The organism is Saccharothrix syringae, from assembly GCF_009498035.1.
Taxonomy (GTDB): domain Bacteria; phylum Actinomycetota; class Actinomycetes; order Mycobacteriales; family Pseudonocardiaceae; genus Actinosynnema; species Actinosynnema syringae.
The window spans coordinates 244,509-259,463 of record NZ_CP034550.1; the positions used below are offsets into that span (position 1 = coordinate 244,509).

Here is a 14,955-nt window from a genome sequence, read left to right on the forward strand (position 1 = left end):
TGCACTCTGATGGATTAACTCGTCCAGGTCGGCCGACGTGATGCATCAGCGTCCAATAGGTTCGGTTAGGCTCACCTAAGGAGGTGCAAGGTGAAGCGTGGTCTCGTGGTCGTCCTGTCCGCACTGCTGCTGGCCGCCTGCGGCAGTGGTGACGGTGGTTCCGAAAGCAGTCAGGGCGCCGCCCGGGGGGCGGTGACGGTCGACACCCGCTTCGGCCCCGTCACCGTCGAGAAGCCGCCCACGCGCGTGGTCGCGCTGGGCTGGTCCGACGCCGAGGCCGCGCTGGCCCTGGGCGTGCAGCCGGTGGGCGCGAGCGACTGGCTCGGGTTCGGCGGCAAGGGCGTCGGCCCGTGGGCGGAGGGCCTGTACCGGCAGGCGCCGCAGCTGCTCGGCACCACCGAGATCGACTACGAGGCGGTCGCCGCGCTCCAGCCCGACCTCATCCTCAACACCAGGTCGGACAACGACGAGAAGAAGCACGAGACGCTGTCCAGGATCGCGCCCACCATCGGCGCGCCCAAGGACGTCATCCCCTACGGCACCACCTGGGAGCAGCAGGTCGAGCTGGTCTCCAAGGCCCTGTTCAAGGAGGACGAGGGCAGGAGGATCATCGGCGACCTGGAGGCGAAGTTCGCCGCCAACAAGAAGTTCGACGGCAAGACCACCGTGGTCGGCGCCTACTTCGACGGCAAGTTCGGCGCGTACGTCTCCGGCGACTCCCGGACCGACTTCATGAAGGCCATCGGCTTCACCCCGCGCCAGGACGTCGAGGCCCTGGCGTCCGGCTCGTTCTACGTCGACATCTCGGCCGAGCGGCTGGACCTGCTGGCCGCCGACCTGACCGTGCTGTTCCCGATCGGCGGCGACGCGACCGCGCTCAAGGCCAACCCGCTGGTGCCGCACAAGGCGCTGGTCCTGGACGACGAGGCCCTGGTCAACGCCTTCTCCAGCGGCTCGTCCCTGGGCACGGCGTACGCGCTCGACCACGCCGTGCCGCTGTTCGGCCAGGCCCTGGGGCTCTAGCAGAATCAGCCGTCGGCGACCCAGCCGTGGGCGTTGACGTGCCCGTAGGCGAAGCCGTAGACGTAGTTGCCGACCTTGGGGCCTTTGACCAGGAACGTCTGGTTCCGGTAGAGCGTGCCCATCCACGGGCCGTCGTTGGGCGCGGTGCGGACGTACAGGTCGGTGGCGCAGACGGTCTCGCGCTCCCCGACGGTGCCGTTCGCGGCCAGGGCGGGTGCGGCGGTCGCGACCAGGGCGACCGCCGCCAGCGCCGTGATCAGCGGGATCTTCACCACGAGTCGTAACCCCCGATGCACTCGACGCGGAGGTAGCCCCAGTCGTTGGGGCCGAAGTCCATGCTCGCCGCCCAGCCGTTGTAGACCGGGTGGGCGCCGGGCGTGTGGCCGATCTTGTTGCCGTAGGTCAGGGTGCGCTTGAAGTCGGCCGGGCCGGACGAGTGGTCGTAGTTGCCGTAGAAGCTCGCCGTCTGGCAGACCACGATGGCGTGTCTGGGCGGTACGGGGTCGGCCGCCGCCGTGCCGGCGGCGAGGAGCAGGGTGGCGCACGCGAGGGTCAGGGCCCGCATGGCGTTCCTCCTTCACCGGGTGTTGACGCTGTCGGTGAAGAGTTTCCCGTGCCCGGTGTGAGGCGTCCAGGGCGGTTGGCTACACTGGCTTCGGACCTCGTGCGGCACACATCTCGCGAACCTCCCCAGGGCCGGAAGGCAGCAAGGATAAGCGGGCTCTGGTGGGTGCACGGGGTCCCCTTTCTTTTCCAGCCCCCTCACGTGCGAGGCCCGGCGGCGGTGTCGGACCCTCCCGGTAAGGTCGCCGACGTGGCGCTCGCCCTCTACCGCAAGTACCGACCGGCCACCTTCGGCGAGGTGGTCGGGCAGGAGCACGTCACCGATCCGCTGCGCACCGCCCTGGGCGCGGGCCGGGTCAACCACGCGTACCTGTTCTCCGGGCCGCGCGGCTGCGGCAAGACCTCCAGCGCCCGCATCCTCGCCCGCTCGCTCAACTGCGTGAACGGGCCGACGCCCGACCCGTGCGGCGAGTGCAACTCGTGCGTCGGCCTGGCGCCCAACGGGCCCGGCAGCGTGGACGTGGTGGAGCTGGACGCGGCCAGCCACGGCGGCGTGGACGACGCCCGCGAGCTGCGCGACAAGGCGTTCTACGCGCCGGCCGAGTCGCGGTACCGGGTGTTCATCATCGACGAGGCCCACATGGTCACCACGCAGGGCTTCAACGCCCTGCTGAAGATCGTGGAGGAGCCGCCCGAGCACCTGATCTTCATCTTCGCCACCACCGAGCCGGACAAGGTGCTGCCCACCATCCGCTCGCGCACCCACCACTACCCCTTCCGGCTGATCCCGCCGCGCGACATGCGGGCGCTGCTGGAGCGCAACTGCGCGGCCGAGGGCGTGCGGGTCGAACCTTCGGTGTTCCCGCTGGTCATCCGGGCGGGCGGCGGGTCCGCGCGCGACACGCAGTCGGTGATGGACCAGCTGCTGTCCGGCGCCGGGCCCGAGGGCGTGCGCTACGAGCGGGCGGTCGCGCTGCTCGGCGTCACCGACGTGGCGCTCATCGACGACGTGGTGGACGGCCTGTCCAACGGCGACGGCGCGGCCGTGTTCGGCACCATCGACCGGCTGGTCGAGGCCGGTCACGACCCGCGGCGCTTCGCCTCGGACCTGCTCGACCGGCTGCGCGACCTGGTGCTGCTGCACGCCGTGCCCGACGCGGCCGACCGCGGCCTGGTCAACGCGCCCGACGACGAGCTGGCCAAGATGGCGGCCCAGCGCGAGGCGACCCGGCCGGCGACGGTCACCCGGTGGGCCGAGGTGCTGCACCAGGGCCTGACCGAGATGCGCGGCTCCACCGCGCCCCGGCTGCTGCTGGAGCTGGTGGCCGCGCGGATGCTGCTGCCCTCGGTGGGCGACGTCGAGTCCGGGCTGCTGCAGCGGGTCGAGCAGCTCGAACGCCACGGCCCGCCCGCCGGTGTGCCCGCCGGGGGCGGGGTGGCCGCCGGTGCCCCGGGCGGAGCCGCGGGTGGGGGAGCCGCGGCCGGTCGGACCTTCCAGCGCCCTTCACAGCGCCCCGCGGACGCCCAGCCCGCCGCGGAACAGCCCGCCGCGGTCCAGCCGCCCGCGCCGCCGGCCGCGCCCCAGGCCGCTCCTGCCGCCCCCGTGGCCGCGCAGGCCGTGGCCGCCCCCGCCGCGCAGGTCGCACCGCCCGAGCGCCCCGCCCCGGAGCCCCCGGTCCCGCAGGCCCAACCCGCCGAGTGGCCCGCCCCGGCCACGCCCACTCCCGCCGCACCCGCCGCACCGCAGCCCGAGCCGCAGGCCGAGCAGGCCGCCCCGGCACCGGCCGGCGGCGGCATCGACGTGGCCGAGGTGCGCAGGCGCTGGTCGGAGCTGCTGGGCGTGGTCCGCGGCACCAGCCGCAGCACCGAGGCGATGCTCACCAACGCCACCGTGGTCGAGGTGGACGGCACCGCGGTCACCCTGGCCCACCCGTCCGCCCCGCTGGCCCGCCGGCTGGCCGAGGCGCGCAACGCCGACGCCATCGCCGGCGCGTTCGCCCAGGTCCTGGGCGGTACGTGGCAGGTCAGGTGCGTGCACGGCGACGCCGCGACCGCCGCCGCCGCGACCCGCCCGGCCCAACCCCGGCAGCAGCGACCCGCGCCGACCCGGCCCAGCCAGGCCCAGCAGCGCCGGCCCGAGCCGACCCGCCAGGCACCGCCCGGCAGACCGGCGCCCGTCGACGACATCCCGCCGCCGCCGGAGCCGCCCGAGCCGGACGACCCCCTGCCGCCGGAACCGGTCGACGAGGAGGAGATGCTGGCCGAGGCCGCCCGGCCGAACGAGGACGGTGAACAGGGCCTCGACCCCGAGGCGGTGGTGCTCAAGCTCCTGGCAGACGAGCTGGGTGCTCGCCCGTTGAAGGGCTGATCGACGCGGCTACGCTGGTGAGCAGCGGCAAACCCGGAAGAGAGGAACCCGCGGTGCAACCCGGTGGGCCCAACATCCAGCAGATCCTCCAGCAGGCGCAGGAGATGCAGCAGAAGCTCGCGGCCACCCAGCAGGAGCTGGCCGAGTCCGAGCTGACCGGTACCGCGGGCGGCGGTCTGGTGACCGCCGTCGTGACCGGCGGCGGTGAGCTCAAGCGCCTGGACATCGACCCGAAGGTGGTCGACCCCGACGACGTGGAGACCCTGTCCGACCTGGTGGTGGCCGCCGTGCGCGACGCCAACCGGGCCGCCCAGGAACTGGCGGCCCAGAAGATGGGCCCGCTGGCCGCCGGCATGGGCGGGATGGACGACCTCGGCGGTCTCGGGAAGCTGTTCGGCTGATGTACGAGGGGCCCGTCCAGGACCTGATCGACGAACTCGGCCGCCTGCCGGGCGTCGGTCCCAAGAGCGCGCAGCGCATCGCCTTCCACCTGCTCGCCGCGGACCCGGCCGACATCGGCCGGCTCCAGGACGCCTTGCAGAAGGTCAAGGACGGCGTGGTGTTCTGCGACGTGTGCGGCAACGTCTCGGCCGAGACGACCTGCCGCATCTGCCGCGACCCGCGCCGCGACGTGACGCTCATCTGCGTGGTGGAGGAGCCGAAGGACGTGCTCGCGGTGGAGCGCACCCGGGAGTTCAAGGGTCGCTACCACGTCCTGGGCGGCGCGCTCGACCCGCTGTCGGGCGTCGGGCCGGACCAGCTGCGCATCAAGCAGCTGCTCACCCGCATCGGCACGGACGTCAACGAGGTCATCATCGCCACCGACCCCAACACCGAGGGCGAGGCCACCGCCACCTACCTGGTGCGGATGCTGCGCGACTTCCCCGGCCTCACCGTCACCCGGCTCGCCTCCGGCCTGCCGATGGGCGGTGACCTGGAGTTCGCCGACGAGCTGACCCTCGGCCGGGCCCTGTCCGGCCGGCGCAGCATGTGAGGCTCGTCGCGGTCGACGGCCCGTCGGGCTCGGGCAAGACGACGTACGCGGCGCGGCTGGCCGGCGAGCTGGGCGCGGGCGGGGCGGCCGTGGTGGTGGTCCCGACCGACCACTTCGCCACCTGGACCGACCCGGTCGCCTGGTGGCCGCGCCTGCTGCACGGGGTCCTGGAGCCCCTGTGGCGGGGCGAGGGCGGCTCCTACCGGCGGATGGACTGGTCGGAGGGCTGGCCCAGGCTGGGCGAGCGGGTCACCGTGCCGGTGCCGGACGTGCTGGTGCTCGAAGGCGTCTCGGCGGCGCGGCGCTGCCTCGCGCCACGCCTGGACGAGGCGGTCTGGGTGGAGCTGCCGGACCCGGCCGAGCGCCTGGCCAGGGCCGTGGCCCGGGACGGCGAGGCGAGCCGCGCCCACCTGGTGCGCTGGCAGGCGTTCGAGCGCGGCTGGTTCGCCGTGGACGGCACGAGGGAGCGCGCCGACCGGGTGGTCCTGGTCGACTGAACCCGCTGGGGCGAACCCCACCCGCCCGCACACCGCCCCGCCCGGCCGCCCAGATCCGTGCTGCCCAGATCCGTGCTGCCCAGATCCGCGCCGCCCTGCCCGCCCTGCCCAGGGCCGGCCCGCATCCCGCCGGCCCGCACCCCGCCGCCCAGGCGCGACCCGCCCAGCCCGCACCACCGCGCGGCGGCTACCCCAGCAGCTCGCGCACGCACCCGGCCTCGGGCGCGCCGACCAGGTCGAACCCCTCCAACGCCGTCCGCCAGTAGGGCACCGCACCACCCCGGTCACCGGCCACCGCCAGCGCGTCACCGGCCAGGTGCGCCGCCCGCGCCCGCACGAACCGCTGCCCCGTGGCCCGGCTCAGCTCCAGCGCCCGCAGCGCCAGGTCCAGCGCCTGCGCCGAGTCACCCTGGTCCAGCCGCACCCGCCCCAGCACGGTCATCACGTCCACCTCGGCCAACCGCAGCCGGTACCGCACGGCGCTGTCCAGGGCCTGGTGCGCCGAGTACCGCGCCTCGTCCAGCCGCCCGGCCGCGCGGTGCGCCAGCGCGAGGCCCCGGCGGGCCGTGCAGATGCCCATCGGGTAGCCGATCTCCTCGGCGATGCGCAGCGCGTCGGTGCTGCGCTCCACCGCCTCGTCCAGCCTGCCCAGCCCGCACAGCGCCTCGCCCAGGGCGTTCTTGCCGTCGCACACCCCCTTGCGGTTGTCCACGCCCTCCGCGATGGCCAGCGCCCGCTCCGCCTCGACCGCCGCCTCGGCGAACCGGCCCCGCATCAGGTGCCCCAGCGCCAGGCCCTCGTGCGAGAAGTGCGCGAACCGCCGCGCGCCCGCCCGCTCGTACAGCTCGCCGCACCGCTCGTAGAGCCGCGCCGCCCGCTCGGGCTCGCCCAGGAACAGGTGCGCCTCGGCCAGCGCCCGGTGGCTGTCGGCCTGCGTCATCCACGCGCCGAGCCGGTTGCCGACGTCCAGGGCGCCCTCGAACGAGGACACCGCCCGGTCGAGCTGCCCCAGCTGCATGTAGACGCCGCCGAGGTTGAGCTGCGCGATGCCCTCCTGCTGGAGCGCCCCGATGGACCGGGTGATCACCAGCGCCCGCTCCAGGTGGTCGGCCGCCAGCTCCAGCTCGCCGACCTCGATGTAGACCGCGCCGAGGTTCGCCAGCACCGCCGCCTCCACCGCGGGCGCGGCGCCGGTGCGCTGCTGGATCGGGATGGCCCGGCGGAAGTGGTCCACGGCCACCCGGTGCTGGCTGATCGCCCAGTACAGGGTGCCCAGCGACGAGAGCATCGCCACCTCGCCGACCGCGTCCTGCGTCGCCTGCGCCACCGCCAGCCCGGCCCTGGCCGTGGCCAGCCACTCCACCGGCAGCCCGGTCGGGTAGAAGTAGCGCCGCAGCGCGTCGGCCAGCTGCCACACGTCCTGGTCGGGGTAGCGGTCGGCCGCGTGCACGACCAGCGCCACCAGGTTGGCCCGCTCGGCGTCGAGCCAGGCCAGCGCCTCGGCCGAGGTGGCGAACAGCCGCGGCGTGACGCCCGTGACGACCCCGGCGCGGGGCAGCCGCAGCAGGGTGCTCTTGAACGCGTCCGTCGCGTTGTCCACCGACCGGATCGACCAGTCCAGCAGCCGCCGCACGGCCTGGTCGCGCTCGGCCGGGTCGTCCTCGAACGCCAGCCGCTCGGCCGCGTAGTCGCGCAGCAGGTCGTGGAACTGGTAGCGGCCGGGCGCGTGGTTGTCGACCAGGTTCGCGGTGGCCAGCCGGTCGAGCCGCCGCCGGGCGTCCTGCGCGGTCAGCCCGCCCAGGGCCGCCGCCACGTCCGGGGTGATGTCGCCCGGCGCCAGGCTGAGCAGCCGGAACAGCGCCGCCAGCTCCGGTTTCAGCGCCGTGTAGGACAGGTCGAACGCCGCGTGCACGGCGGCCCGCTCGTCGCCCTCCACGGCCAGCGCGGCCAGCCGGTTGCCCGCCCGCAGCTCCTCCACGTACGAGGCGATGGTGATCTCCGGCCGGGACAGCAGGTTGGCCGCCGCGATCCGCAGCGCCAGCGGCAGGTGCGCGCACAGGTCGGCCAGCTCCTCGGCGGCCTCGGCCTGCGCGGCCACCACGTCCTCGCCGAGCATCCCGGCCAGCAGCGCCCGCGTCTCGGACCGGTCCAGCACGTCGAGCCGCACGTTCGACGCGGCGTGGCTCACCGCCAGCCCGCGCAGGGTGTCGCGGCTGGTCACCAGCACCGCGCAGCCGGGCGAGCCGGGCAGCAGCGGCCGGATCTGCTCGGCGTTGGCCGCGTTGTCGAGCACCAGCAGCACCTGCTGGTCGGTCAGCTGGGACCGGAACATCGCCTCCTGCTCGTCCTGGTCCAGCGGCACCTGCTCGGGCGGCACGCCCTGGGCCCGCAGGAACCGCGGCAGCACGTCGACCGCGCTCAGCGGCGGCCCGGACGCGTACCCGCGCAGGTTCACGTACAGCTGGCCGTCGGGGAAGAAGTGCCGCAGCTTGTGCGCCGCGTGCACGGCCAGCGCCGTCTTGCCCACGCCCGGCGGCCCGGCCAGCGTGACCACCGGCACGCCCTGCGCGGTGCGCAGCAGCGCCTCGATCAGCTGCACGGCCTGCTCGCGGCCCACGAAGTCGCCGATGTCGGCGGGCAGCTGGGAGGGCACCACCCGGTCGCGCGCGGCGGGGGCCGCCTGCCCGTGCTCCAGCGCCGGCGACCCGCCCAGCACCTGCTGGTGCACCCGCCGCAGCTCGTCGCCGGGGTCGATGCCCAGCTCCTCGGCCAGCAGCCCGCTGACCCGGCGGTAGGCGGTCAGCGCGTCGGCCTGCCGCCCCGACCGGTACAGCGCGACCATCAGCAGCGACCACAGCCGCTCGCGCAGCGGGTGCTCGCCGGTCAGCCGGTACAGCTCGGGCACCAGCTCGGCGTGCCTGCCCAGCTCCAGGTCCACCTCGAACCGGCGCTCCTGGGCGTGCAGCTTGCGCTCGCCCAGCCGCGGCACCTCGTCGCGGTGCAGCACCTCCGACGGCACGTCCACCATCGCCGGGCCCCGCCACAGCGCCAGGGCGGCGGTGAAGATCGCCGACGCGGACTCCAGCCTGCCCGCGGCCCGCTCGCGCTCGCCCTGCTCGACCAGCTGCTCGAAGCGCATCAGGTCGATCGTGCGCTCGTCCACGTCGATCAGGTAGCCGTCGGGCACGGTGCGGATCGGCACCGCGGGACCGAGCACCTGCCGAAGCCTCATCACGTAGGTCTGGAGGGTGCCGCGGGCCCGCGCGGGTGGTTCGGCGCCCCAGATCTGCTCGGCGAGCTCGTCGACCGAGACCCCGGCCCCGGCGCGCAGGAGCAGCGACACCAGCAGCGAGCGCTGCCGCCCCGCCCGGACCACCACCTGCTCGCCGTCGACCAGCACCTGCAGCGGTCCGAGGACGCGGAACTCGACCACTGGGCTCACCGGCGACCTCCCTCCGCGCGCCTGCGGGTTTCTGTTGTCCGTTGTACAGCGTAGGAGAGCGTTTGCCCGATCGGCCGTGGTCGCGTTGGGTCAGCGCACGCCCACCGAATGTATGAGAATGCGGGTCCACGTGGCCGGATCGTGACCTGTGTTACGTCAGAAGGGTTGTGCGCACGGGTTAGGGTCCCTGACCACACCGTGAGATCCCGGATTTCTCCAAGGGGTGCTTTGATGGCTCATTCCCGAACGGCCCGCCGCCGTTGGGCGACCGCGATCGGCCTGACCGGCGTCGCGGCGCTCGCCCTGTCCGCCTGCGCTCAATCCGAGCGGGGGCAGGATTCCGGGTCCGGTCAGACCGGCGGCACGATGGTCTTCGGCGCCGCGGGCGAGCCGAAGAACTTCGACCCGATCTTCAACGACGACGGTGAGAGCTTCCGCCCGATCCGCCAGATGTTCGACACGCTCATCACCTACAAACGCGGCACCGCGGACCTCGCGCCCGGCCTGGCCGAGAAGTGGGAACCGAGCGCCGACGGCAAGTCGTGGACGTTCACACTGCGGAAAAACGTGAAATTCCACGACGGCAGCCCGTTCAACGCCGAGGCCGTCTGCTACAACTTCGACCGCTGGTTCAACATGAAGGGCGCCGCCGCCCAGAGCCAGATGATCTACTACGGCGACGTGTTCGGGGGCTTCGCCGCCAACGAGGGCGACGCCGCCGGTGAGCCGCTCTACCAGTCCTGCGAGGCGAAGGACGAGAGCACCGCCGTCCTCAACCTGACGAAGTACAAGGGCGCGTTCCCGGCCGCCTTCGGCCTGACCTCGTTCTCCATCTCCAGCCCGACGGCGCTCAAGCAGTACGACGCGGACAACGTGCAGCAGTCCGGCGACTCGTTCAGCTACCCGGCCTACGCGACCGAGCACCCGACCGGCACCGGCGCGTTCAAGCTGGAGAAGTTCGACCGGGCCAACAAGACCATCACCCTGGTCCGCAACGAGGACTACTGGGGCGAGAAGGCCAAGCTCGACAAGCTGATCTTCAAGATCATCCCGGACGAGAACGCCCGCAAGCAGGAGCTCAAGGCCGGCACGATCGACGGCTACGACTTCCCGAGCCCGGCGGACTACAACTCGCTCAAGGGCGACGGCTTCAACGTCACCCCGCGCCCGGCGTTCAACATCCTCTACCTGGGCATCAACGAGGCCAACACGCCGGCGCTGAAGGACGTGCGGGTGCGCCAGGCCATCGCCTACGCCGTCAACCGCGAGCAGCTGGTCAAGACCAAGCTCCCCGCCGGCGCCGAGGTGGCCACGCAGTTCCTGCCCAAGACCGTCTCCGGCTACGCCGACGACGTGCAGCAGTACCCGTACGACCTGGCCAAAGCCAAGGAGCTGCTGGCGCAGGCCGGCGCGAGCAACCTGTCGCTGAAGTTCTACGTGCCGACCGAGGTCTCCCGGCCGTACATGCCGAACCCGACCGAGCTGGCGGCCGTCATCGCCGACGACCTCAAGGCCGCGGGCATCACCGTCGAGCTGGTGTCGCGCCCGTGGAACGGCGGCTACAAGGACGACGTGCAGAAGCTCGGCAAGCACGACCTGCACCTGCTCGGCTGGACCGGTGACTACAACGACGCCGGCAACTTCGTGGGCACGTTCTTCGGCCGGGAGAAGAAGGAGTTCGGCTTCACCGACCAGGGCCTGTTCGACGCCCTCGCCGCGGCCGACGCGGTGGTCGACCAGACCGCCCACGCCGACGCCTACAAGCAGGTCAACCGCGACATCATGAGCAAGTACCTGCCCGCGGTGCCCGTGTCCCACTCGCCGCCGGCGATCGTGGTGAGCAGCAAGATCTCCGGCCTGGTGCCGAGCCCGCTCACCGACGAGCGCTTCGACACGGTGAGCAAGGGCTAGATCCGACTGGTTCGGCGGGTGGTGGCGCTCGTGACCCGAGCGCCACCACTTCGCCGTCCAAGGGGTTTCCACCATGCTGCGATTCATAGTCCGTCGCCTGCTCCAGGCGATCCCGACGTTGCTGATCCTCTCCCTGCTGGTGTTCACCTGGCTGCGCTCACTACCCGGCGGACCCGCCGGCGCGCTGCTGGGCGACAAGGCCACCCCGGAGAAGATCGCGGACCTCAACCGGTTGCTGGGGCTCGACCAGCCCGTGTTCATCCAGTACTTCAAGTTCCTCGGCCGCGTGCTCACCGGTGACTTCGGCAGCTCGCTGGTCAGCGGCGAGCCGGTGCTGGCGGAGATCGGCCGGGCGCTGCCCGCGACCGTCGAGCTGTCCCTCGCGGCGCTGCTGTTCGCCGTGGTGCTCGGCATCCCGCTCGGCTACCTCGCCGCGAGCCACCGCGGCCGCTTCCTCGACAACACCACCGTGATCGGCACGCTGGTCGGCGTCGCCGTCCCGGTGTTCTTCCTCGGCATCCTGCTCAAGCAGCTGTTCGCCCAGGACCTCGCGCTGTTCCCCCCGTCGGGCAGGCAGGACGTCACGATCGACCCGACGCACGTCACGAACTTCGCCGTGCTGGACGGCATCCTCACCCAGGAGTGGGATGCCTCGATCGACGCGCTGTGGCACCTGGTGCTCCCGGCGATGGCGCTGGGCACGATCCCGCTCGCGGTCATCGTGCGGATCACCCGGGCGTCCGTGCTCGACGTCCTCAACGAGGACTTCGTCCGCACCGCCAACGCCAAGGGCCTCCAGGGGGCGGTCGTGCGGCGCAGGCACGTGCTGCGCAACGCGATGCTGCCCGTGTCCACCACCATCGGCCTCCAGACCGGCCTGCTGCTCGGCGGCGCCGTGCTCACCGAGCGGGTGTTCGTGTGGGGCGGCCTCGGCTCGCTGCTGGCGCAGGGCATCGAACGCCGCGACTACCCGCGCCTCCAGGCCCTGCTGCTGCTCGCGGCGGTGGTGTACGTGGTGGTCAACCTGCTGGTCGACATCTCCTACGCGATCATCGACCCGAGGGTGCGGACCTCATGACCTCACTGCTGAACCGGAAGAAGCGGCGGGTCGACGACCTGGCGGAGACGGCCGGCACGAGCCTCGCGGCCGACGCGCTCAAGCGCATGGCCCGCAGCCCCGTGGCGATCATCGGCGCGGTGATCGTGGTGCTGTTCGTGGTGCTGTCGGTGGTCGCGCCGTTCATCGCGCCGAAGGACCCCTACCTGCGGTACCCGGAGCTGGTGGACAACCTCCGCGCCGACCACATCCCCGGGCCGACGCCCGGGTTCCTGCTGGGCAGCGACGAGCTGGGCCGCGACTTCTTCAGCCGGCTGCTCGTCGGCTCGCAGCAGTCGCTGATCGTCGGCGTGGGCGCCACCCTGATCGGGCTGGTGCTGGGCATGCTCATCGGCGGCCTGGCCGGCGCGTTCGGCGGCTGGGTGGACAGCTGGCTGATGCGGTTCACCGACATCATGCTGTCCATCCCGAGCCTGCTGCTGGCCATCTCGATCGCCGCGCTGGCCAGCCGCGGCAGCCAGACCACGGTCATCGTCGCGGTGGCGGTGACCACCGTGCCGATCTTCGCCCGGCTGCTGCGCGGCGCGATGCTCGCCCAGCGGCACAGCGACCACGTCGTCGCGGCGACGGCGCTGGGCGTCAAGCGCGGCACGATCGTGCTCCGGCACATGCTGCCCAACTCGCTGGGCCCGGTCATCGTGCAGGCCACGCTGACCCTGGCCACCGCGATCATCGAGGCGGCGTCGCTGTCGTTCCTCGGCCTCGGCGACCCGGACCCGAGCCGCGCCGAGTGGGGCCTGATGCTGGGCAACTCGCAGCGCTGGATCGACGTCCGGCCCGAGCTGGCGTTCTACCCGGCCATCGCGATCATCATCGTGGCGCTGGGCTTCACGCTGCTCGGCGAGTCGCTGCGCGAGGCCCTCGACCCGAAGAACAGGAGGTGAGCCGCGGTGGCGATGCTCGAAGTGCGTGATCTGCGCGTGGTGTTCCAGCGCCGCGGCGCCGAGCCGTTCAGCGCCGTGGACGGCGTCTCCTTCGACGTCGACCCCGGCCAGACCGTGGGGCTGGTCGGCGAGTCCGGCTGCGGCAAGTCCGTGACGTCGCTGGCGATCATGGGCCTGCTGCCCGCGCGCGGCAACAGGGTCACCGGTTCGGTGAAGTTCGAGGGCACCGACCTGCTCACGCTGAGCAACCGGGAGATGCGCGACCGCCGCGGCCGCGACCTGGGCATGGTGTTCCAGGACCCGCTGTCGTCGCTCAACCCGGTGATCCCGATCGGGTTGCAGGTGACCGAGGTGCTGGAGCGGCACCGGGACATGCCGCGCAAGCGGGCCATGGTGGAGGCGGCCGAGCTGCTGGACAAGGTCGGCATCCCCGACCCGCGGCGGCGGCTGTCGGAGTACCCGCACCAGCTCTCCGGCGGGATGCGGCAGCGCGCGCTGATCGCGATCGCGCTGGCGTGCCGGCCCCGGCTGCTCATCGCCGACGAGCCGACCACGGCGCTGGACGTGACCATCCAGGCGCAGATCCTGGCCCTGCTCAAGGAACTGGTCCGGGACACCGGCACGGCGCTGATCATGATCACGCACGACCTGGGCGTGGTGGCCGGCCTGTGCGACGAGGTGAACGTGCTCTACGCCGGCCGCGTGGTGGAGAAGGCCGACCGGCACACGCTGTTCGCCGAGCCGCGGCACCCGTACACCCACGGCCTGCTCGCGTCCATCCCGCGGCTCGACGCGCCGCGCGGCGAGAAGCTGGTGCCCATCAAGGGCTCGGTCGCGGACAACATCCCGTGGGACCACGGGTGCGCGTTCGCGCCGCGCTGCCCCAACGCGCTGCCGGTGTGCCGCGAGGTCACCCCGGCGCTCGACCCGGCGGACCGGCGCGCGCTGCGCTGCCACAACCCGGTGCTGCCGGGTACGCCCGCCGCACAGGAGGTGCCCGCATGACCGCCGCTGTCGAACCGACCACCGCCGACTCGCCCGCGGGCGGGTCCCTGGTGTCGGTCGAGGGGCTGAAGGTCCACTTCCCGATCAAGCGCGGGCTCGTGGTGGACCGCACGGTCGGCCACGTCTACGCCGTGGACGGGGTGGACCTGAGCATCCGGCGCGGCGAGACCTACGGGCTGGTCGGGGAGTCGGGCTGCGGCAAGTCCACCCTCGGGCGGGGCATGCTGCGCCTGGTCGAGCCGACCGCGGGCCGCGTGGTGTTCGACGGCACGGACCTGGTCGAGCTCAAGGGCGAGCAGCTGCGGCGGATGCGCCGCCGGATGCAGATGGTGTTCCAGGACCCCATGTCGTCCCTGGACCCGCGGCAGTCGGTGGAGTCGATCCTGGTCGAGGGCCTGCGCGCGCACGGGCTGGACAAGGGCCGCGAGGCGACCGGCAGGCGCCTGCGCGAGCTGCTGTCCGCGGTCGGCCTGCCGGTGACCTCGCTGCGCAAGTACCCGCACGAGTTCTCGGGCGGCCAGCGGCAGCGCATCGGCATCGCGCGGGCACTGGCCGTGGAGCCGGACCTGATCATCGCCGACGAGCCGGTGTCCGCGCTGGACGTGTCGGTGCAGGCGCAGGTGGTCAACCTGCTGGAGGAGCTGCAGGAGTCCTTCGGCCTGACCTACCTGGTGATCGCGCACGACCTCGCCGTGGTGCGGCACATCTCCGACCGGGTCGGCGTGATGTACCTGGGCGGGCTGGTGGAGGAGGCGACCTCGGACGGCCTGTACGCCGAGCCGCTGCACCCGTACACCAGGGCCCTGCTGTCGGCGATCCCGGTGCCCGACCCGCTGGTGGAGGACCGCCGGGAGCGCATCCTGCTGACCGGCGACCTGCCGTCGCCGGCCAACCCGCCGACCGGCTGCCGGTTCCACACCCGGTGCCCGTGGCGCCAGGCCACCAGGTGCGACACGGAGCGGCCCGCGCTGCGGGAGGTGCTGCCCGGGCACCGGGTGGCGTGCCACTGGGCGGAGGACATCCGCTCGGGCGCGATCCGGCCGCACGAGGTGGAGCCGGTCCTGGTGGAGGAGGACGGCGTCTCGCCGGACGTCCCGCTGATCGGCCCGTCCTCGGTGACCGAGGTGCTCAACCCGTAGGCGGTGAGGGG

At 72.9% G+C, this 14,955-nt stretch carries 13 protein-coding genes and 1 other RNA gene; 11 read left to right on the forward strand and 3 right to left on the reverse strand.

What is annotated here, in order from left to right:
• The first annotated feature begins 90 nt into the window (after positions 1-90).
• The gene (locus tag EKG83_RS01120; protein WP_033433431.1) at positions 91-1,023 is read left to right on the forward strand and encodes an iron-siderophore ABC transporter substrate-binding protein; all 933 of its coding nucleotides are present in this window, start codon (positions 91-93) and stop codon (positions 1,021-1,023) included.
• A 5-nt stretch (positions 1,024-1,028) separates the two neighbouring features.
• Here EKG83_RS01120 and EKG83_RS01125 read toward each other — a convergent pair whose 3' ends face one another.
• On the reverse strand, positions 1,029-1,298 hold the full coding sequence (locus tag EKG83_RS01125; RefSeq protein WP_033433432.1) for a hypothetical protein: 270 nt from the start codon (positions 1,296-1,298) through the stop codon (positions 1,029-1,031).
• Positions 1,292-1,588 (reverse strand): hypothetical protein, encoded by a 297-nt coding sequence (locus EKG83_RS01130; RefSeq protein WP_051766473.1) that lies wholly within the window; start codon positions 1,586-1,588, stop codon positions 1,292-1,294. Before EKG83_RS01130 ends, EKG83_RS01125 begins: the two co-directional genes overlap by 7 nt.
• Before the next feature lie 89 nt (positions 1,589-1,677).
• Between EKG83_RS01130 and ffs the strand changes: the two genes are divergently transcribed.
• The 5 genes from ffs (at position 1,678) to EKG83_RS01155 (ending at position 5,446) form a co-directional block, all read left to right on the forward strand.
• An RNA gene (gene ffs / locus EKG83_RS01135) (signal recognition particle sRNA small type) lies at positions 1,678-1,772 on the forward strand.
• Positions 1,773-1,837: 65 nt separating this feature from the next.
• Positions 1,838-3,955: a DNA polymerase III subunit gamma and tau gene (locus tag EKG83_RS01140; protein WP_033433433.1), complete on the forward strand. Its 2,118-nt coding sequence runs from the start codon at positions 1,838-1,840 to the stop codon at positions 3,953-3,955.
• Between the two features lie 53 nt (positions 3,956-4,008).
• Entirely contained in the window at positions 4,009-4,356 is a 348-nt protein-coding gene (locus tag EKG83_RS01145) for a YbaB/EbfC family nucleoid-associated protein (protein WP_033433434.1), read from the forward strand.
• Positions 4,356-4,949, forward strand: coding sequence for a recombination mediator RecR (gene recR / locus EKG83_RS01150; RefSeq protein WP_033433435.1), 594 nt, complete (start codon positions 4,356-4,358; stop codon positions 4,947-4,949). Before EKG83_RS01145 ends, recR begins: the two co-directional genes overlap by 1 nt.
• The gene (locus EKG83_RS01155; RefSeq protein ID WP_033433436.1) at positions 4,946-5,446 is read left to right on the forward strand and encodes a uridine kinase family protein; all 501 of its coding nucleotides are present in this window, start codon (positions 4,946-4,948) and stop codon (positions 5,444-5,446) included. Before recR ends, EKG83_RS01155 begins: the two co-directional genes overlap by 4 nt.
• A gap of 187 nt (positions 5,447-5,633) precedes the next feature.
• Here the strand turns inward: EKG83_RS01155 and EKG83_RS01160 are convergent, their stop codons facing one another.
• Positions 5,634-8,888 (reverse strand): AfsR/SARP family transcriptional regulator, encoded by a 3,255-nt coding sequence (locus tag EKG83_RS01160; RefSeq protein WP_033433437.1) that lies wholly within the window; start codon positions 8,886-8,888, stop codon positions 5,634-5,636.
• A gap of 231 nt (positions 8,889-9,119) precedes the next feature.
• Here EKG83_RS01160 and EKG83_RS01165 point away from each other — a divergent pair, with 231 nt between their 5' ends.
• From EKG83_RS01165 to EKG83_RS01185, 5 genes are all read left to right on the forward strand, one after another.
• Positions 9,120-10,799, forward strand: coding sequence for an ABC transporter substrate-binding protein (locus EKG83_RS01165; protein ID WP_051766474.1), 1,680 nt, complete (start codon positions 9,120-9,122; stop codon positions 10,797-10,799).
• Positions 10,800-10,872: 73 nt separating this feature from the next.
• Positions 10,873-11,877, forward strand: a complete 1,005-nt coding sequence (locus EKG83_RS01170; RefSeq protein ID WP_033433438.1) for an ABC transporter permease — start codon at positions 10,873-10,875, stop codon at positions 11,875-11,877.
• A complete protein-coding gene (locus EKG83_RS01175; RefSeq protein ID WP_033433439.1) occupies positions 11,874-12,800 on the forward strand; it encodes an ABC transporter permease in 927 nt (308 codons plus the stop codon). Before EKG83_RS01170 ends, EKG83_RS01175 begins: the two co-directional genes overlap by 4 nt.
• Positions 12,801-12,806: 6 nt before the next feature.
• Entirely contained in the window at positions 12,807-13,805 is a 999-nt protein-coding gene (locus EKG83_RS01180; RefSeq protein WP_033433440.1) for an ABC transporter ATP-binding protein, read from the forward strand.
• Positions 13,802-14,944 carry an ABC transporter ATP-binding protein gene (locus EKG83_RS01185; RefSeq protein ID WP_051766475.1) on the forward strand — a complete coding sequence of 381 codons (1,143 nt, stop codon included), beginning with the start codon at positions 13,802-13,804 and terminating at the stop codon, positions 14,942-14,944. Before EKG83_RS01180 ends, EKG83_RS01185 begins: the two co-directional genes overlap by 4 nt.
• Positions 14,945-14,955 lie beyond the last annotated feature (11 nt).

Coding starts and splice junctions, on each gene's coding strand:
- EKG83_RS01130 (WP_051766473.1), bottom strand. CDS start 1,588: ATGCGGGCCCTGACCCTCGCGTGCGCCACCCTGCTCCTCGCCGCCGGC.
- recR (WP_033433435.1), top strand. CDS start 4,356: ATGTACGAGGGGCCCGTCCAGGACCTGATCGACGAACTCGGCCGCCTG.
- EKG83_RS01165 (WP_051766474.1), top strand. CDS start 9,120: ATGGCTCATTCCCGAACGGCCCGCCGCCGTTGGGCGACCGCGATCGGC.
- EKG83_RS01170 (WP_033433438.1), top strand. CDS start 10,873: ATGCTGCGATTCATAGTCCGTCGCCTGCTCCAGGCGATCCCGACGTTG.
- EKG83_RS01175 (WP_033433439.1), top strand. CDS start 11,874: ATGACCTCACTGCTGAACCGGAAGAAGCGGCGGGTCGACGACCTGGCG.
- EKG83_RS01185 (WP_051766475.1), top strand. CDS start 13,802: ATGACCGCCGCTGTCGAACCGACCACCGCCGACTCGCCCGCGGGCGGG.